A 15,973-nucleotide genomic window follows, 5' to 3' on the forward strand; every position below is an offset into this window, starting at 1 on the left:
TTCGAAAAGGCTAACTAAACGTTCTTTTGGGCAAGACCAGCTCTACAGGAAAGGGTTAAGGCGGCCTCCACAATTTTTATTGATCCTGCTACCTGCTTAGCCTCAGGTACCTAATTCCTGGATAGGCCGCTTTAGGGGAAGCAAAACTGCCGGGGCAGCATGGGTAGTAGGTTTTAATTGAGTAATATTGTACTCACATTCTCATTTTACTTCCTACCCCTTGAATACGTCCGTGCCGGCTTTCAGACAGACCCAACGCGTCTTAGACGATGCTTTTGCCCCCAGCGAAAGCGCCAGCGCCCACTTATACATCAGTTTTGGCGCCCACCGCATACGGGTGGGCGTGCTGGATGCCCAACGTAACAAGTTTGTGGCCCTGGAAGATTATGAGGCAGAAACGCCTTCTACGGTAGAAAATGCCATTGCCACGCTCCAGGACCTGAGCGCCTCTAACCCGTTGCTGCAGGAAAGGAAATGGCAGCAGGTCCGCATAGGGATCAAAAACCAACAATTCACCCTTATCCCGGAGACGCTTTTTGACCTGAACGCCCGGGAGGAATACCTGAGGCTGAACGCGGTGGTAGAGCCGGAGCAGGAAGTAGTAGACCACCATGAGCACCCCCGCCTGGAGTTGGTAAACGTTTTCACGGTACCCGCGGCCCTGGAAGCCTGGTTGGCTATGCAGTTCCTGGACAGCCCCGTTGAATTTGTGCACCAGACCTCTGCCCTCATGGAAGGTTTCCTGCACATGGCTGAACGCAGCACGCGTCCGCAGCTCTTCATCTACGTGGACAAGAACTATGTCACGCTGGTAGTATTGCAAGGCTTGAAACTGGAGTTCTGTAATTCGTTTTTCTTCACCACCTCAGAAGACTTCATCTATTATGTGCTCTTTGTCTTGCAGGAAAAGAAGATGAACCCAGACCAGGACCAGGTAATGGTATGGGGCGAATTACTGCTGGACTCGGAACTCCACGAGGTGTTGCGCACGTATATTCGGCACGTGCAGTTCGGTAAAAAACCTACAGATGTGGGCTTCAGCTACCGGTTTGATACCCTCTTCAACCACCGCAACTTTGACATGTACAGCCTTCACTTCTGTGACTAGGCAAAAGCGTTCCAAAAGTCAGGAGGCTGATTTCGGCTTATTTTTTCAAAAGGACGCTCAAAACTATTAGCCCTAAAACAGGAAGAGGGACGTACCGGATAGTACGTCCCTCTTCCTGTTTTATTTGAAAGGTTCACTCTCAGCCGCTGGTCTTACAGCGCAAAAAGGAAAACAAAGTAAAGCGCAATCCAGAGTCCGTCCAGGAAATTCCAATAGGAACGCAACGTTTGCACCTGCATGAGCCGGTAGGGGTCACGGTTGAACACAAGGCTCCGGATAGGGTCTTTGGAGGCGCGGTTCACCTTCAGGAAAAGGTACGAGGTAAAGGCCAACCCTCCGGCTATGTGCAACAAGTGCAAGGCGGAGAGTAAATACAGGAACGTGCCGGCGGGGTGCCCATCAAAGAATACCCGGGCCTCGGCCATCTCATACCAGGCCACAATCTGAGCCAGGGCAAACCCCAGCCCCAACACCAGCGCCCAGACCAACCGTTTCTTCATATTCATGAGGTCATCCTGGGCATAGAAAGCGGGTACCTGCTGCATGTAGAACCCACTCACCAGAATGAGCACCGTGCTAACTGAGAACAGCTTGGGTAATATGAATCCTACGGGGGTGGTTTCCTCACTGGCCTTGTAGAGGAACATGACGGTCAAGAGCAGAAACAAAATACCCATGCCCGCCATACTGGCATACAGGAGCATTTTGAGCGGGGGCACCTTCTCAATTTTCTCAAAGCTGGACATTTTACCAGCCCCAATTTTATTTTGGTTCTCTGATTTCATGGTTCGCTACTTCAACGGCCTTCTTTCATTGCCACTTGCCTTCAACGCACAGACTGCTTGCTATATGTACTACCCTGTAAATCAATAGAATGTTTAGCAGATGACACATATTTACGGCAGTTTTTCAAAAGAACGTTTTCTCCCCTCCTTTCCGTATTCCTCCGCAACGGACAGGCCAGAAAGCAGAGATCTTTCCGGCTCAGCTTTTCTTGAACCAGGAACCCACTTTCCCAAAAACGGCATTGGCCGTAATGCGGGGCGAAGGGCCCGAACCAAGCTCCACATAGGTCCTGTTATTGACCCTGATGTCCACTACCAGACCGGCCTGGCCTATTTTCAGGTTGACATCCTTAGCTTTTTCCAGGCTTTCCAGCAGTCCGCCGCCTTTACCCGAGGAAGAAGGCGGCAGCAGGTTCTTCATGACCCGTTCCAGGGCCGCATGGTCTTTGAAATTCACGATCACGAAATTCTCCTCGGCCACTACCAGCACCTGGTCTCCGCAGACCGTGAGCACCAGCCTTCCGGATACCTCAAAAGGAAATGCTTCCATGGTCAGGACAGATTGGGGCCGGTGGATTTGGTGGTAAGGGTCAGTTTACCGTTGAGCTTCCATTGCCCGGGTTGTCCCAGCGGACCAGGTCCGGTCACGGCCACATCGTCAAAATCAAGGGTGATGTTGGTTTGGGCGGCTTTTAGTTTCTCAAGCAGAACAGCGGCCAAGTCAGAGAGTTTGGTTACGGGTTGGGTAGAATTTTCCATCATGTAAAAGATAAGGTCACACAAAACGTACGAAGGCACAAGCCCCTCGTTTCTTTCCCCATTTTAGTTTAAATAATCCAAAATATCTAAGTATATCCTTCTACGTATAAACAGAAGCTTATTTCCTCTAAGGGAGGTGGCTTCTACTATGATGAAAAATCATTTTATGGCGAAGGGGCTCGTGTGGCTGCTGGGCGCCTGGGCACTGCCGGAAGAAACCAAGGCGCAGGAATGCCTGCAGCCACTGGGATTATCTAAAAATACAGAGTTCGTGTACCAGGTCACTGACAAAGGCCGCAACCACGGCAAGGTGACCAACAAGGTGGTGCAGCAGGCGGCTGACAAAAAAGGGGTATATGTGACTACGTTCAAAAGCGCCCGCATCAGCAATACCAACCGCTCCTCCACCTCAGAAGAATACCAGATCAGGTGCTCTAAAGACACCATTTATGTTGACGCCATGCTCTTGCTGCGGGAACAGGTTCTCAAGACCTTTGAAGGGCAGGACTTTACCTATTCCCCCGTAGACATCGCCTACCCCTTGCAGATGAAGGTGGGCCAGAAGTTACCCAACGGGAGCTTAGGGGTCAAGGCACGGTCCACCAACAGCCATGTAAGCCAAATCAAGATGGCGGCCATCAACCGAAAGGTAGACGCGCAGGAGAAAATCACCACCCCGGCGGGCACTTTTGATGCGTTCAAGATCAGCTACCAATATGTGGTGGACTTGGATGCCATGGGGCTTCCCCTGCGGGATGTTTTCCAGGTGGAAGAATACTTCTCGCCGGAACATGGCCTGATCAAATGCCAGTTCACCACCAAACGAGGCAAGAAAGCCAAAGGCCTGGAACTGATCTCCAAACGGAGCCCGGCGCAAGCCCTGCAGAAGTAAAAGCGGGCTATTGTACTTTCCCTGGCATTCTGTAGCTTTAGGCACTTAACCCAATTGCCTCTGATATGGAAAAATACCTTACCACCTCTGCCTTAGCCTTGTTGTTACTGGCAGGCAGCTGTACCAAATCCACGGAAACCGCCCCTACGGGACAGCCGGCCACCTCTGCCAAAGGGGCAACCTTTGGTGATGCCGTCTCTCCCCAGAAAGCGGTGGCCCCCTCTGCCCTTCCGGCGCTGCTGGCTAACGAAGACTCGGCCAAGACAACGGTGGCTACCCAGGTAGTAGAGGTGTGCCAGAAAAAAGGTTGCTGGATCAAGGTGGCTGTTGACGGTCAGGAACCCATGCGGGTCACGTTCAAGGACTATGGCTTCTTCATGCCCAAAGACATTGTAGGCAAAGAGATCGTGTTTGAGGGAGTAGTGGTGAGGGACACTGTTTCAGTAGATGACCAACGCCATTATGCTGAAGACGCCGGCAAAAGCAAGGAAGAGATCGCAGCCATCACGTCTCCCAAGCCATCTATCACCTTCATCGCCTCAGGGGTACAGATTAAGGAGTAAATGAATGCTTAAAACGAAACAAAGGCGTTTCAGGAAAAACAGCCGGGAAATGGATTACCATTTCCCGGTGCAAACAAATTTTTAGATTTCCGGAAGGCGTTTAGGAGGAATGGTGCAGGAAAAGCCAGGCATCCGCTGTTTCCTCGTCTTCAAAGGATTTCACGGTCAAAGGGGTAGTGAGGAGCTGGAGAAACAAATCAAAGGACCTTCGGCCAAAAATACCCGGGGAGAGCACATGGGCGAAATATTGCAAGCCCAACCGTTTCGCCGATGGTGCCCATTTTTGAGCCATGTAATTGGCAGAAGATTCCCAGGGGCCTATCAGTTCACGGTTGCTGTTCAAGATGGCGGGGCAGGACTTTTCCCGAAGCATGGTCAAAACCAGGTTCCCTCCCATGACCACGGTTTCCAGGGACTGGATTCCAATCCAGTTTACCTTGATACAGGAATTATCGGATAACCGCCAAGCCTCGAAATACACATCCCCGTTAGGCTTTTTCAGCTCCATTTTGTCCATATTTCCGTAGCTCAGGGTCATTGGTTCCGGTACTGCACTTCCACTCCCGCTTTCTTAACCAATGCCCTTTACTGGGCAGGATGCAAAAATTCCTTCATGGCCGCAATGGTTTCTTCTGGGGCGCTCAGGTTGGGGCAATGCCCGGTGGCCTCCAGCACCTTGAAGGTACTGTTGGGTAGTTGTTGGTGCATGTACTGCCCTACGGGTAAAGGCGCGATCACGTCTTCTGAGCACTGCAGAATAAGGGCTTCGGTTTTCACGTTGGCCAGGTCTGCCCGGTTGTCTGACAGGAACGTGATGCGGGCGAAATCCTTGGCTACTTCCTCGTTGCTGCGGCAAAAGCTTGCCGCTAACTCCTGGCCCAACCCCGGACGGTTTTGGTTGCCCATGATCACAGGAGCCATGGCCGCCGACCAGCTGAGGTAGTCACTGTCTAAGGAATCTAAAAGAGCGTCAATTCCTTCCTGGGTGAAACCGCCTTCATACCCCTCATCATTGATATACCGTGGTGAGGGCCCAATCAAAACCAGTTTTGAGAATAATTGCGGAGACAAAATGGAAGCCAACACCCCAATCATGGCGCTAACGGAATGGCCTACAAAAATCACCTTCTCCAGGTTCAGCTCCTCACAGATCTCCAGAATGTCTACGGCATAGGATTGAAGGGAGGAATACCGTTCCTGCGTGTACACCGAGACATCAGCCTTGCCGAAGCCCACGTGGTCAAAGAGGATAATTTTGTACTCCTCTTCAAATGCAGGGGTGATATAGCGCCACATGTCCTGGTCACAACCATAGCCGTGGGCAAAAAGCATGGGAGTCTTTCCTTTGCCAATTACTTTTACATTGTTGCGTTGAAGTACATTCATAACTGGGGGATTGAGTTAGTAAATACCAGGGAGCTTAGCCTACCCGGGCAAATATACAACCCAAATAATATAGGACTTGGTTTCTTTTAGATTCTTTCCCTTTTCTTGGAAATCAAACTATTATTTTTAAACATCAGTAACTGCCCCACTATTTTTAACCATGGGCTTAAAACAGCCCATTTTCAGAAAATTCCTGCTTATAGCCAACCAGCTTCTGAAGTGGGTCTGCGTTCTCTTTCTTAACTGGGTTTTAACTTCTATCCTTATAAATAGGCAGCATAAACGCCTGCCCATACGAGGCAAGCAAGGGATAAGGTCACCGTCTTGCTTTTCCCATAAACCAGCTTCTCAAAGACCCTAGGCAATCCATTCACCATGAAAGGTGGCAGAAATGTTTTTCAGTCCTCTCGCCTTAGGCAAAGATTCCTTACTGGAAACGAAGGCCCCTGGTACGAGGTTTCTTCCTGGAGGAAAAGAACCTGTTTGGCACCTGGTTTCTGGGGTGCTCTTGGTTACCATTTCTCCTATCCCGAATGGTAAAGGCCAGGCAAAGAAACAAACATGCCTTTCTTTTGCCCGTTAAACAAGTAAATGGGATGCTCCTTTCCTAAAGGATACCCAGTGACCAATGGTGAGCAGAGCTGCATCTGCTAGTTTTGAATTTTTATTGAACGTATTTATGGAATCTTTGAAAGGAAGAACCGCCCTTATAACCGGGGCCGGAAAAGGAATAGGTAGGGCCATTGCTCTGGCATTGGCGAAGGAAGGCGTGAACACCGCCCTTCTGGCCCGTACCCAAAGCGATTTACAGAAAGTAGCCGCTGAAGTGGAGGCCTATGGCGTGGAGGCCTCGGTGGTCACCGCCGATGTGACCGACCTCCACAGCGTGAACGAGGCGGTAGAGCAGGCCCGGCAAGAGTTGGGGTTCATTGACATTCTCATCAACAATGCAGGCGTCGCCTCCTTCGGGAAATTCCTGGAACTGGAGCCCGACCAATGGGAACACATCATCAAGGTGAACCTGATGGGGCCGTATTATGTGACCAGAGCTGTTTTACCCGCCATGATCTCCCAGAAGATCGGCGACATAGTGAATATTTCCTCTACGGCGGGTCAGCGGGGCTCCGCCGTGACCAGTGCGTACAGTGCCTCCAAATTCGGTCTGATCGGGTTGTCTGAGTCGTTGATGCAGGAGGTCCGGAAGCACGGTATTAGAGTCACGACGCTCACCCCCAGCACCGTCACAACAGACCTGTCTTTGGGACTGAAACTCACCGACGGGAACACCGAGAATGTGATGCAGCCTGAAGACTTTGCCGAATTTGTGGTGTGCCAGCTTAAATTGAACCGCCGGGTGTTCCTGAAAGACGCTGGCCTTTGGTCTACCAATCCTTAAGTCTTCAAGAAAGCTTGCTGGTATTACCTGAAAAGGTCCTGTTTAACCAAAAACAGGACCTTTTCAGGTATAGGGTGAAATCTAATTTATTGCTTTAGTACCCTTTCAGGTCCAGGTCTTGGGTTTCCTGGGTAGGGATCACGCGCTTGGTTTGTTTCTGGATGATCTTGAAATGGTGCGCATCCTCGGGTGTGACAAGGGTAAAAGCCTCCCCTACTGCTTCTGCCCGGCCCGTGCGGCCAATGCGGTGAATGTAGTCTTTGGAAGAGCGCGGCAAATCATAGTTGATCACAAACGGCAAGAACTGCACATCTATGCCCCGAGAGGCCAGGTCTGTGGCTACCAGCACCGTCACCTTCCCTTTCTTGAACAGGGCCAGCGCCTCGGTTCTGGCGCCCTGGCTTTTGCCACTGTGCAGGGCCACGGCTTTGATTCCGTTGTTGGCGAGCTTGGTCACCAGATGGTCGGCACGTTGGGTGGCAGAAACAAAGACCAGCACCTGCTGCATTTGCCGGTGCTTGATCAGGTAGCGCAGAAATGGTCCTTTGCGTTCAGTGGCCACCAGGTAGGCAACTTCAAAGATCAGGGTGTCCAGGTTGCTTTCTTCGGCTTTGATCTCTACCGTGACTGGCTCACGGAGCAGGGTTTCCTGGATGGCGGTGACTTTGTTGTCCAGCGTAGCGGAGAACAGGAGATTTTGCCTTCTTTTGGGCAAAAGGGCAAGAATCTGGCGCATCTCCTCCTCAAACCCCAGGTTCAGCATCTTGTCGGCCTCATCCAACACCAGGGTTTCCACGTCAGACAGATACACCGCTTTTGAGTCCACCAGATCCAGGAGCCGGCCCGGTGTAGCCACCAAAATATCGGTGCCCTGCAATTTCATCATCTGCGGATTGATGGACACGCCCCCAAACACCGCCAACGTCTTGATCTGAATGGGCATGTGCGCGTTGAAGGAAAGAAATACTTCCCCTACCTGCAAGGCTAGTTCACGCGTGGGAACCAGCACCAGCACCTTCACGTGGCGGTTCTTGAACGCCCGGTTCGTCTGGGTTTTGTCCAGGAGCGGCAAAGCATAGGCGGCGGTTTTCCCAGAGCCGGTCTGCGCAATTCCCAACAGGTCTTTTCCTTTCAAAATCTCTGGAATGGCGGCTTGCTGAACGGGCGTGGGGTGCGGGTATTTTTGGGCGGCAACGGCTTTGACAACCGCCGCAGATAAGCCCAGGTCTGAAAAGGACATACTGGAAGGACTGGTGAAGGTATTATAAGGTTGTAAAGATAGCTAGATTAACTGGGTTTTGCTTTGTATGGGATTTGTAGAGACAAGGCACTGCCTTGTCTCACGTTCGCAGGGCAAAAGTCCTTCCTATCAAGTGAAGAGCCACGGTTGTTTTATGCTCTTGTACAAGCCTTTCGCTGCTCCCTAGGGATTTCTGCTGCTAGCGTTGATCCACAACCGGCTCTTTGCATAGCTGCCGAAGCGCTCACGGCCGCGAGGCCCCGGCTTCCGCCCTCACGCTGTGCCCTCTACTCCGCTCGCTTCGCTTACGCTCAGGGGCGGTCGAGGCCTAGGAACTCAGGCGAAAGGCTGGAAATAGGCTATGCGTGCGGAAAGTGCAGTAGACCTCACAGGTTTTAAAAACCTGTGAGGTCTTGGGTTCGCCACCTCTATGCCGCCGATTTATTGCCGTGACAAATAGATAAAGCTAAAGGAAGGGCTTAAGGCAAAGAAGCATATCAGAGAAAAGGCAGGATAAGAGGAATTCCCTCTCCCTTGGGGAGAGGGCTAGGGTGAGGGGCAACGGTGCTTCAAGGCAAAGGCTTCTCCAGTCAGGAACCTACTCCCCCTCATCCTAACCTTCTCCCTGAGGGAGAAGGAACCCCGGTATTGCGTTTTGGACCTGATTTACAGAAAGAAGCAGGAAAAGGAAGTGCCGCCTAGAAACCGCTTTGAGCTCATTTTTCAGAAAAAGGGCCAGAAAACGCAGGGTCAGGGGGAAGGGCTTGAATTATCTGCTGTACCAATTCTTCAGGAGTATGGCTGATGTCTAAGGTCAGGGCCTCTTTTGGTATTTCCAGCGTTTCTAATTGGGAGGCCAGGAGGGTTTCGGGCATGAAATGGCCTTCCCGGTTGCCCATTCGGCTTTTCAGAAGAGCCTTATCTCCGTGCAGGAATACGATTTTGAGCCCTTTTTGCAAATTCTGCCGTAAAACCTGCCGGTAGTTTTCTTTCAAGGCGGAGCAGGCCATGACTACTTCCTGTTCCGTCTCCTCTGCTTTGACCAGAAGGCTGTTCAGTTTGGCCAGCCACTCTTCCCGATCCCCGTCGGTGAGGGCAATTCCCTGGCTCATTTTGGCAATGCTGGGGGCCAGGTGGTGGTCATCGGCGTCAATAAAATGCAGGTGCAGATGCTGGGCCAATAATTTACCCACCGTGCTTTTGCCACTTCCTGAAACGCCCATGACCATGTATGACATGTTTCTCATCTTTGATGTACCTCCGCTTACGCAGGAGGGCCGCAGGTGTTATTTATACCTACCGTCTTTGGTTCCTTTCCGCAGCCCGAGATGCGGTTCCCAACCTTCGTTTTTCCTACCTTTGCCCCTCAGTTTAAAACCAACCTCGCCCATGCCTGAGCAGAACCTTGAAGCCCGCATTTTGGAGCTGACCCACCGCCTGAACTACCTGAACTACCAATATTACCAGAACAGCGTATCCGAAGTATCTGACTACGAGTTTGACCAGATGCTTGTGGAACTGCAGAAACTGGAAGAGCAGCATCCGGAGTACCGCTCAGACAATTCCCCCACCCAACGCGTGGGTGGCACCATCACCAAGAGTTTCCCTACCGTTCGGCATAAATATCCCATGCTCTCGCTGAGCAATACCTACTCAGAAGACGAGGTACGGGAATTTGACAACCGCGTGCGCAAGGTCACAGGCGACCATGTGGAGTACATCTGCGAAATCAAGTTTGACGGGGTAGCCATGAGCCTCACCTATACCAACGGCGCCTTGACGGCCGGCGTCACCCGCGGCGATGGCACCCGCGGCGACGACATCACCCCCAACGTGCGCACCATCCGCACTATTCCCTTGCACCTGCACGGAGATGATGTACCGGCAGAGGTGGAGGTGCGCGGCGAGGTGTTCATGCCGTTCCATGTGTTTGAGGAACTGAACAAAGAGCGCGAGGAGATAGGGGAAGCCTTGATGGCTAACCCTCGCAACGCTACCTCCGGCACCCTAAAACTGCAGGATTCCAAAGGGGTAGCCCGCCGCCGCCTGAGCATGTACGCTTATGCCCTGCTCAGCACCCCCACCCTTTTCCAGAGCCATTCAGAAAGCCTGGAGGCGCTGCAACGCTGGGGTTTGAACGTGTCTCCTACCTGGCGCAAATGCACTACCATTGAGGAGGTCATGGACTTCATTCATGAATGGGAAACCAAACGGTTTGAACTGCCCATCGCTACCGACGGCATTGTGGTGAAAGTGAATTCCTACGCGCAGCAGGACGAGCTGGGATATACCGCCAAAAGCCCGCGCTGGGCCATGGCCTACAAATACAAAGCCATGGAAGCCGTCACCGACTTGCTGGGCATAGAATACAACGTGGGCCGTACGGGAGCGGTCACCCCGGTGGCCCTCATGAAACCGGTCTTGCTGGCCGGTACCACCGTGAAGCGCGCCTCCTTGCACAACGCGAATGAAATTGAACGCCTGGGCCTGATGCTCGGGGATAAAGTGGTGGTGGAGAAAGGCGGTGAGATCATACCTAAAGTGACGGCGGTGAAAACTGAGTTCAGAACCGATAATGCCGCCCCCATTGTGTACCCCACGGTTTGCCCGGCCTGTAACACCCCATTGGTACGCTCAGAAGGCGAAGCAAACCATTACTGCCCTAATGAGAAAGGCTGTCCGCCGCAGGTGAAAGGTAAATTGGAGCACTTCATCAGCCGCAAGGCCATGAACATCATGAGCCTGGGCGAAGGCAAGATTGAGCTGCTGGCCGAACAAGGCCTGGTCACTAGCCCAGACCACCTCTATGACCTGACCTATGACACCCTCTTCGGTCTGAAAAAGACGTTTGTGAACGAGGAAACCGGCAAGAGCCGTATAGTCACCTTCCAGAAAACCACGGTGGAAAACATCCTCAAAGCCCTGGAGAACTCGAAGGAAGCACCGTTTGACCGGGTACTGTTCGCCTTGGGTATCCGGTTTGTGGGCAATACCGTGGCGCAGAAACTGGCGCAGCATTTCCGCAACATAGATGCCCTGCGCGCCGCCACCGAGGAAGAACTCATCTCCGTTCCTGAGATCGGGGGCCGCATAGCGGCTTCGGTACGGGAATACTTCCAGGATCTGGCCAATGTACACGTGGTAGAGCGCCTAAGAACCCACGGGCTGCAGTTAGACTTAGGGGAATTGGCCGTGGTAGAACCAACCTCTGATAAGTTGGCGGGACTCACCTTTGTGGTTTCCGGCGTGTTCTCTGGTTACTCCCGCGAGGAACTGCAGGATACCATTGTCGCCCACGGCGGAAAGATTGTCTCTTCCATCTCCAAGAAGCTTTCTTACCTGGTAGCCGGCGACAAGATGGGCCCCAGCAAACTTGAGAAAGCCACCACCATGGGCGTGAAGATCATTTCTGAGGAGGAATTCAACCAGATGCTGGATTAACCGGTCCTCTTCTGCTGGCAAGTTTGGCATAAGAAGAGTGATACTCATACTAAAGTGGGGCTGAACCAAAAGCATGGTTCGGTCCTACTTTTTGTTTTTTGGGGTATAAACGCCAGCCTCTTATTCCAGGGTTTTATTTTGGCCGTTCTTTAAGGAAAAGAGCAGAAAACAGGCTTTTACATACTGATAAGGAACAACGGTAAATACGGAATTTTCCTTCCAGCTGAAAATAGCACAAAAGGAATGAAACGCTCCCTTATCAATCTCGTTGGTGTACTTGGAAAAAACAAGTAGGTACCCAAACATAAGATTATGTCATTCAGGCCACTACCAGTAGAGCTAAATCAGGAGGGAAAGGTGCGGACCGTAGGCTTTGAGCTGGAGTTTGCCAACGTAGGAATTGAAGAATGCCTGCACATTGTGCAGGAACTGTACGGCGGCCGGGTGGAGATGGAAAATCGGTTCTGCGCCAAGGTGGTAGAAACCCGCCTGGGTGATTTCAGCGTGGAGATTGACCTCAAGCTGTTAACCGAGAAGCAATACAAGACCGTCTTCCACAAACTCAACATTGACATTGAGCACCTGAAACTGGGCCAGGAAACCCTGGAGAACGTGATTGACGATGCCCTGGAAAAAATCATCCAGAAGGTGATCCCCTATGAGATTGGGGTACCGCCGCTGCCGTTCAACCAACTGGAACAACTGGAGCAACTGCGGCAAGCCTTGTATGACCATCATGCCAAGGGCACGGAGGCCTTTTTCACCAACGCCTTCGGTACGCACATCAACACTGAGATCCCAGACACCAACCCAGACACCATTCTCCGGTACCTGCGCGCGTTCCTGCTGCTCTACCCCTGGCTCCTGGAAGCCGGTGAAACCGATTTTGCCCGTAAGAACCTGACCTCGTTCATCAACCCTTTTCCGGCAGAATACACCGCGCTGGTGCTCAACCCAGAATATGCGCCGTCTCTGGAGCAGCTCATTGACGATTACCACCACTACAACCCAGACCGGAACCGCCCTCTGGACCTGTACCCCTTGTTCGCTTTTCTGCGGGAGGAACAGGTAAGCCATTTCACAAATTTGGGTAGTGTAAAGGCCCGCAAAACGTTTCATTATCGCCTGCCCAACTCGTGCGTCTCAGACCCTGACTGGACCTTGGCGCAGGAATGGAACAATTGGGTGGTGATTGAGGAACTAGCCATCAAACCTGACCGTATCAGGCAGATGAGTGCCCAATTCCTGAACCTGAAGGAAAATACCCTGCTTGGGTTTGAGGCAAAATGGTCTAAACAAACGGCACAGTGGCTAACCTAGCGTCCTCTACTCAGGTAATCAACCGCAACAAACCCACCATTGGCATCACGGGGCCAGACAAAGGGGGCGAGATAGCGTGGTGGTTCACCGCCTTAGGCGTGTGGCTGGCCGGCGGAAAACCGGTGCACATCACGCCTTCTTTCCCCCGCACCGCCGATGGGCTGCAGGGGCTGATTGTGGGCGGCGGGGCCGATGTAGACCCCCAAACGTATCAGCAGGAGGCCGTGTTCAAAGAATACCTGCAGCGCACCCTGCACCACCCCAAGAAGACCTTCTTCCAAAGAGTATGGCGTTTTACCCGCTGGTTGTATTATCCCGCCCTTTTCTTTTTGCGCAAACTCTTCAGCCGGAAACCCCAATGGGCCTTAGACCAGGCCCGGGACCATCTGGAGTTTCAACTGATTGACCAGGCCGTCAAAAAAAACCTGCCGGTGCTGGGCATCTGCCGCGGCTCCCAATTGCTGAACGTGTACTTCAGAGGCACGCTCTACCAGGACATAGAGGAGTTCTACCGCGAGGAACCCAATCCCTCCAGCATTTTCCCGGTCAAGAAAGTGACCTTTCTCGCCGGCAGCAAGCTGGCCCAGATCATGGGCGTGCAGAAACTGAAGGTCAATGCGCTGCACCACCAGGCCGTGCAAAGGCCCGGCGCAGGCCTAGAGGTAGTGGCCTGGGAGGCCAATCAGATGGTGCAAGGCATTGAGCATACCACCCGACCCTTCCTGATTGGCGTGCAGTGGCACCCCGAATACCTGCCCCGCCGCCAGGAGCAACGGCGCCTATTCCAGGCTCTGGTGCAGAAAGCGAAAGAGGTGCACCACCAAATTGAGGCCCCGGACCTGCAAACGGCCCTGGCGGCACCTAAGAACAGCGCCCTGGAAGAGTTGGAACGGAAGGAAGAACAAAAAGCATCTTCTTCCTTACAGCCCAGGGTTCTTGACAGATGAGAAGCTACGCAGGTACAGGAGGCATCATCTACCATAGGAAGAAATTTGAATCACCCGTTTTAGCTGTGTTTTAGCAAAAAAAGTGGCGAGGAAAATCCTCGCCGCTTTTTTTGCTCTACTAAATAAGTAACAACTAAACCTAAGGTGTACTTCTGCTAATAGAACCAGCAGCCAGCCCTATTGTTTTAAGTTCATTTAAAATTATTTACCTATAAAATCCGAAGCTCAATGCGGCGGTTCAACTGGCGGTTCTCTTCTGAGGTATTAGGCGCCGCTGGTTGGGTCTGGCCGTAGCCTTTGGCCTGGAACAGGGAGGCGGGTGCTCCTTTCTTCACCAGGTAGGCCACTACTGCCTGGGCACGGGCCTCTGATAGTTTCTGGTTGGCGGCGGCCTGGCCCACATTGTCGGTGTGGCCCGCTATTTCTACCTTGATTTTTGGATTTGACCGCAGAAACTGGAACAGCTTGTCCAGTTCGGTCTGGGATTCGGGTCGAAGTTCGGCTTTGCCGGTATCAAAGAAAATATTGCTGAGCACCGCTTTGGCGCCTTTGCTCAGGGGCTGCAGGTAAAAGTCTAAGGCTAAGGGCTCCGTGGTAGAGGTGGCTGAGATGTGGCGGCTTTCCAGCACATGGCCGGGGGCGGTCACATAAAGGGCGTACCGCTGCTTCTGGTTCAGCACGATGGTGTACTCGCCGGAGGTGCCGTCTGAGGAAACCTGCTGCGTGATGACTCCCGCCGAATCCAGGTCATACACCTGCACGGTAGCTTTAAGGGGCTTTTTGGTCTGGGCATCAAACACCCGTCCCTGCGCAAAAGAAGAAACCGTCTTGCCTTTCCAGACCTCCGGCACCTCAAACTGCAGCAAGGCCACCTCCACCTTCCCGGTCCCCGCCAGTTGACCGGAGTAGTAACCTGTTTTGTTGTCGGGGGAGATAAAAATGGAGCTTTCATCGCGGTGGGTGTTCAAGGGGTAACCCATGTTCTGCGGGGTTCCCCAGCCGTCTTTCTGCCGGTCTACTTTGAACAAATCCAGACCGCCCATGCCTTCCCGGCCGTCGGTGGCCAGGTACAGCGTGTTCCCGCTGGCATGCAGAAACGGGGAGTTTTCCCGTCCGGGCGTGTTAATGGTGGGGCCCATGTTCACGGGTATGCTCCAGGTGCCGTCTTCCTGTTGTTTAGTGACCCAGATGTCTTCGCCGCCTTGCCCGCCCTTGCGGTTAGAGGCAAAGTAAATGGTGCGCCCATCGGCCGAAAGGCTGGGCTGGGAATCCCAGGAGGCCGTGTTCACGGTACGGCCCATGTTTTTAGGTTTGCTCCATTCCTGGCCTTCGCGGTAGCTGATGTAGAGATCACAGGAGCCATAGGAATCTGGGCGGTTGCAGGAGGTGAACACCAGCACTCGGCCATCACCCGAAAGGGAGGCCGCGCCTTCGTTCAATTCGGTGTTGATGGCTTCTGAAACGGACACAGGGGTTTGCCACGCCCCCTCTTTACGGTAAACCAGGTAAAGATCCTCGTCGTCATTAGGGCCGCTTCCTTGCCGGGCCGTGAACAGCAGCGCTTGTTGGTCGGTGGTGAGCACGGGCGAATACTGCAGTCGGAATTGGTTTACCTGATCACCTAATGCTTTCGGATTGAAATTCACCGGCGCCTTGATGGCTTTCTGGGCAAAGGAGATGTTTTTGAGTTGCTGGGTTGCTACCTGCGCCTGCTTCGTATTTTTCCGCCCGAATTTCAGGAAATGGCCGTAAAACGTCTCGGCTTCCTCATACTGCCCCCGCGCAAAAGCCAGTTCCGCGAAATTGAAATAATCGGCGTAGCCGGAAGGTTTCAATTCGCGCTGGGTCAGGCCGCGGCGGTAGTGCTGATAGGCCTCTTCCTCTTTCTGCAGAATGCGGAACAGGTTAGCGGCCTGCAAATGGGCCTCGGCAAAGGCAGTGTCCCGCTTCACGGCATCTTGGAACGCGAGCAGGGCTTTCTCAAAGTTCCGGCCCTGCACCTGCTTAATGCCTTCTTCATATGCTTTCTGGGCCTTGGTGTTACTGGAGCCCCCGGCCGGGGTCTGCGCCGCCACCGGCACCACCCACCCTACCAACAGAAACAAGAAAAGGCAAAGACGCGCGAGACAGTGCATA

At 52.8% G+C, this 15,973-nt stretch carries 15 protein-coding genes; 7 read left to right on the top strand and 8 right to left on the bottom strand.

The annotated features are described in order from the left end of the window. Positions 1-220: 220 nt before the first annotated feature. Positions 221-1,108 carry a DUF3822 family protein gene (locus tag FOE74_RS09895; protein ID WP_188686566.1) on the top strand — a complete coding sequence of 296 codons (888 nt, stop codon included), beginning with the start codon at positions 221-223 and terminating at the stop codon, positions 1,106-1,108. Between the two features lie 152 nt (positions 1,109-1,260). Here FOE74_RS09895 and FOE74_RS09900 read toward each other — a convergent pair whose 3' ends face one another. The 3 genes from FOE74_RS09900 to FOE74_RS09910 form a co-directional block, all read right to left on the bottom strand. Beyond that, complete coding sequence (locus FOE74_RS09900) at positions 1,261-1,893, bottom strand: cytochrome c oxidase subunit 3 (RefSeq protein WP_149098437.1); 633 nt, start codon at positions 1,891-1,893, stop codon at positions 1,261-1,263. 199 nt (positions 1,894-2,092) lie between these two features. Next, positions 2,093-2,443, bottom strand: coding sequence for a hypothetical protein (locus FOE74_RS09905; RefSeq protein ID WP_149098438.1), 351 nt, complete (start codon positions 2,441-2,443; stop codon positions 2,093-2,095). A gap of 2 nt (positions 2,444-2,445) precedes the next feature. Further along, the gene (locus FOE74_RS09910) at positions 2,446-2,655 is read right to left on the bottom strand and encodes a hypothetical protein (protein WP_149098439.1); all 210 of its coding nucleotides are present in this window, start codon (positions 2,653-2,655) and stop codon (positions 2,446-2,448) included. A gap of 145 nt (positions 2,656-2,800) precedes the next feature. Here FOE74_RS09910 and FOE74_RS09915 point away from each other — a divergent pair, with 145 nt between their 5' ends. Together FOE74_RS09915 and FOE74_RS09920 are read left to right on the top strand one after the other, a co-directional pair. After that, positions 2,801-3,544 carry a TapB family protein gene (locus tag FOE74_RS09915; protein WP_192576603.1) on the top strand — a complete coding sequence of 248 codons (744 nt, stop codon included), beginning with the start codon at positions 2,801-2,803 and terminating at the stop codon, positions 3,542-3,544. A 65-nt stretch (positions 3,545-3,609) separates the two neighbouring features. Further along, complete coding sequence (locus tag FOE74_RS09920) at positions 3,610-4,107, top strand: DUF4920 domain-containing protein (RefSeq protein ID WP_149098441.1); 498 nt, start codon at positions 3,610-3,612, stop codon at positions 4,105-4,107. A 100-nt stretch (positions 4,108-4,207) separates the two neighbouring features. Here the strand turns inward: FOE74_RS09920 and FOE74_RS09925 are convergent, their stop codons facing one another. Beyond that, positions 4,208-4,624, bottom strand: coding sequence for a hypothetical protein (locus FOE74_RS09925; RefSeq protein ID WP_192576604.1), 417 nt, complete (start codon positions 4,622-4,624; stop codon positions 4,208-4,210). A gap of 68 nt (positions 4,625-4,692) precedes the next feature. Beyond that, entirely contained in the window at positions 4,693-5,493 is an 801-nt protein-coding gene (locus FOE74_RS09930) for an alpha/beta fold hydrolase (protein ID WP_149098443.1), read from the bottom strand. A 679-nt stretch (positions 5,494-6,172) separates the two neighbouring features. Here FOE74_RS09930 and FOE74_RS09935 point away from each other — a divergent pair. Continuing rightward, positions 6,173-6,889 carry a 3-ketoacyl-ACP reductase gene (locus tag FOE74_RS09935; protein ID WP_149098444.1) on the top strand — a complete coding sequence of 239 codons (717 nt, stop codon included), beginning with the start codon at positions 6,173-6,175 and terminating at the stop codon, positions 6,887-6,889. 94 nt (positions 6,890-6,983) lie between these two features. Here the strand turns inward: FOE74_RS09935 and FOE74_RS09940 are convergent, their stop codons facing one another. Both FOE74_RS09940 and FOE74_RS09945 read right to left on the bottom strand, forming a co-directional pair. Continuing rightward, positions 6,984-8,129, bottom strand: coding sequence for a DEAD/DEAH box helicase (locus tag FOE74_RS09940; protein WP_149098445.1), 1,146 nt, complete (start codon positions 8,127-8,129; stop codon positions 6,984-6,986). Between the two features lie 716 nt (positions 8,130-8,845). Then, positions 8,846-9,376: a gluconokinase gene (locus FOE74_RS09945; protein WP_225840763.1), complete on the bottom strand. Its 531-nt coding sequence runs from the start codon at positions 9,374-9,376 to the stop codon at positions 8,846-8,848. Positions 9,377-9,518: 142 nt separating this feature from the next. On the opposite strand from FOE74_RS09945, the gene ligA reads away from it, so the two are divergent. From ligA to FOE74_RS09960, 3 genes are all read left to right on the top strand, one after another. Then, positions 9,519-11,570, top strand: a complete 2,052-nt coding sequence (gene ligA, locus FOE74_RS09950) for an NAD-dependent DNA ligase LigA (protein WP_149098446.1) — start codon at positions 9,519-9,521, stop codon at positions 11,568-11,570. Between the two features lie 312 nt (positions 11,571-11,882). Next, positions 11,883-12,890 (top strand): amidoligase family protein, encoded by a 1,008-nt coding sequence (locus FOE74_RS09955; protein ID WP_149098447.1) that lies wholly within the window; start codon positions 11,883-11,885, stop codon positions 12,888-12,890. Further along, the gene (locus tag FOE74_RS09960; RefSeq protein ID WP_225840764.1) at positions 12,878-13,837 is read left to right on the top strand and encodes a gamma-glutamyl-gamma-aminobutyrate hydrolase family protein; all 960 of its coding nucleotides are present in this window, start codon (positions 12,878-12,880) and stop codon (positions 13,835-13,837) included. Before FOE74_RS09955 ends, FOE74_RS09960 begins: the two co-directional genes overlap by 13 nt. A gap of 209 nt (positions 13,838-14,046) precedes the next feature. On the opposite strand, the gene FOE74_RS09965 is transcribed toward FOE74_RS09960, so the two are convergent. Beyond that, a complete protein-coding gene (locus tag FOE74_RS09965) occupies positions 14,047-15,972 on the bottom strand; it encodes an OmpA family protein (RefSeq protein ID WP_149098448.1) in 1,926 nt (641 codons plus the stop codon). Position 15,973 lies beyond the last annotated feature (1 nt).

This window comes from Rufibacter glacialis, from assembly GCF_008271745.1.
GTDB lineage: Bacteria > Bacteroidota > Bacteroidia > Cytophagales > Hymenobacteraceae > Nibribacter > Nibribacter glacialis.

Bases quoted from the DNA above. Each gene is read 5' to 3' on its own strand.
- FOE74_RS09930 (WP_149098443.1), bottom strand. From the start codon at position 5,493: ATGAATGTACTTCAACGCAACAATGTAAAAGTAATTGGCAAAGGAAAG.
- FOE74_RS09955 (WP_149098447.1), top strand. From the start codon at position 11,883: ATGTCATTCAGGCCACTACCAGTAGAGCTAAATCAGGAGGGAAAGGTG.
- FOE74_RS09940 (WP_149098445.1), bottom strand. From the start codon at position 8,129: ATGTCCTTTTCAGACCTGGGCTTATCTGCGGCGGTTGTCAAAGCCGTT.
- ligA (WP_149098446.1), top strand. From the start codon at position 9,519: ATGCCTGAGCAGAACCTTGAAGCCCGCATTTTGGAGCTGACCCACCGC.
- FOE74_RS09935 (WP_149098444.1), top strand. From the start codon at position 6,173: ATGGAATCTTTGAAAGGAAGAACCGCCCTTATAACCGGGGCCGGAAAA.
- FOE74_RS09945 (WP_225840763.1), bottom strand. From the start codon at position 9,376: ATGAGAAACATGTCATACATGGTCATGGGCGTTTCAGGAAGTGGCAAA.
- FOE74_RS09925 (WP_192576604.1), bottom strand. From the start codon at position 4,624: ATGGACAAAATGGAGCTGAAAAAGCCTAACGGGGATGTGTATTTCGAG.
- FOE74_RS09905 (WP_149098438.1), bottom strand. From the start codon at position 2,443: ATGGAAGCATTTCCTTTTGAGGTATCCGGAAGGCTGGTGCTCACGGTC.
- FOE74_RS09965 (WP_149098448.1), bottom strand. From the start codon at position 15,972: ATGCACTGTCTCGCGCGTCTTTGCCTTTTCTTGTTTCTGTTGGTAGGG.
- FOE74_RS09900 (WP_149098437.1), bottom strand. From the start codon at position 1,893: ATGAAATCAGAGAACCAAAATAAAATTGGGGCTGGTAAAATGTCCAGC.
- FOE74_RS09920 (WP_149098441.1), top strand. From the start codon at position 3,610: ATGGAAAAATACCTTACCACCTCTGCCTTAGCCTTGTTGTTACTGGCA.
- FOE74_RS09915 (WP_192576603.1), top strand. From the start codon at position 2,801: ATGATGAAAAATCATTTTATGGCGAAGGGGCTCGTGTGGCTGCTGGGC.
- FOE74_RS09910 (WP_149098439.1), bottom strand. From the start codon at position 2,655: ATGATGGAAAATTCTACCCAACCCGTAACCAAACTCTCTGACTTGGCC.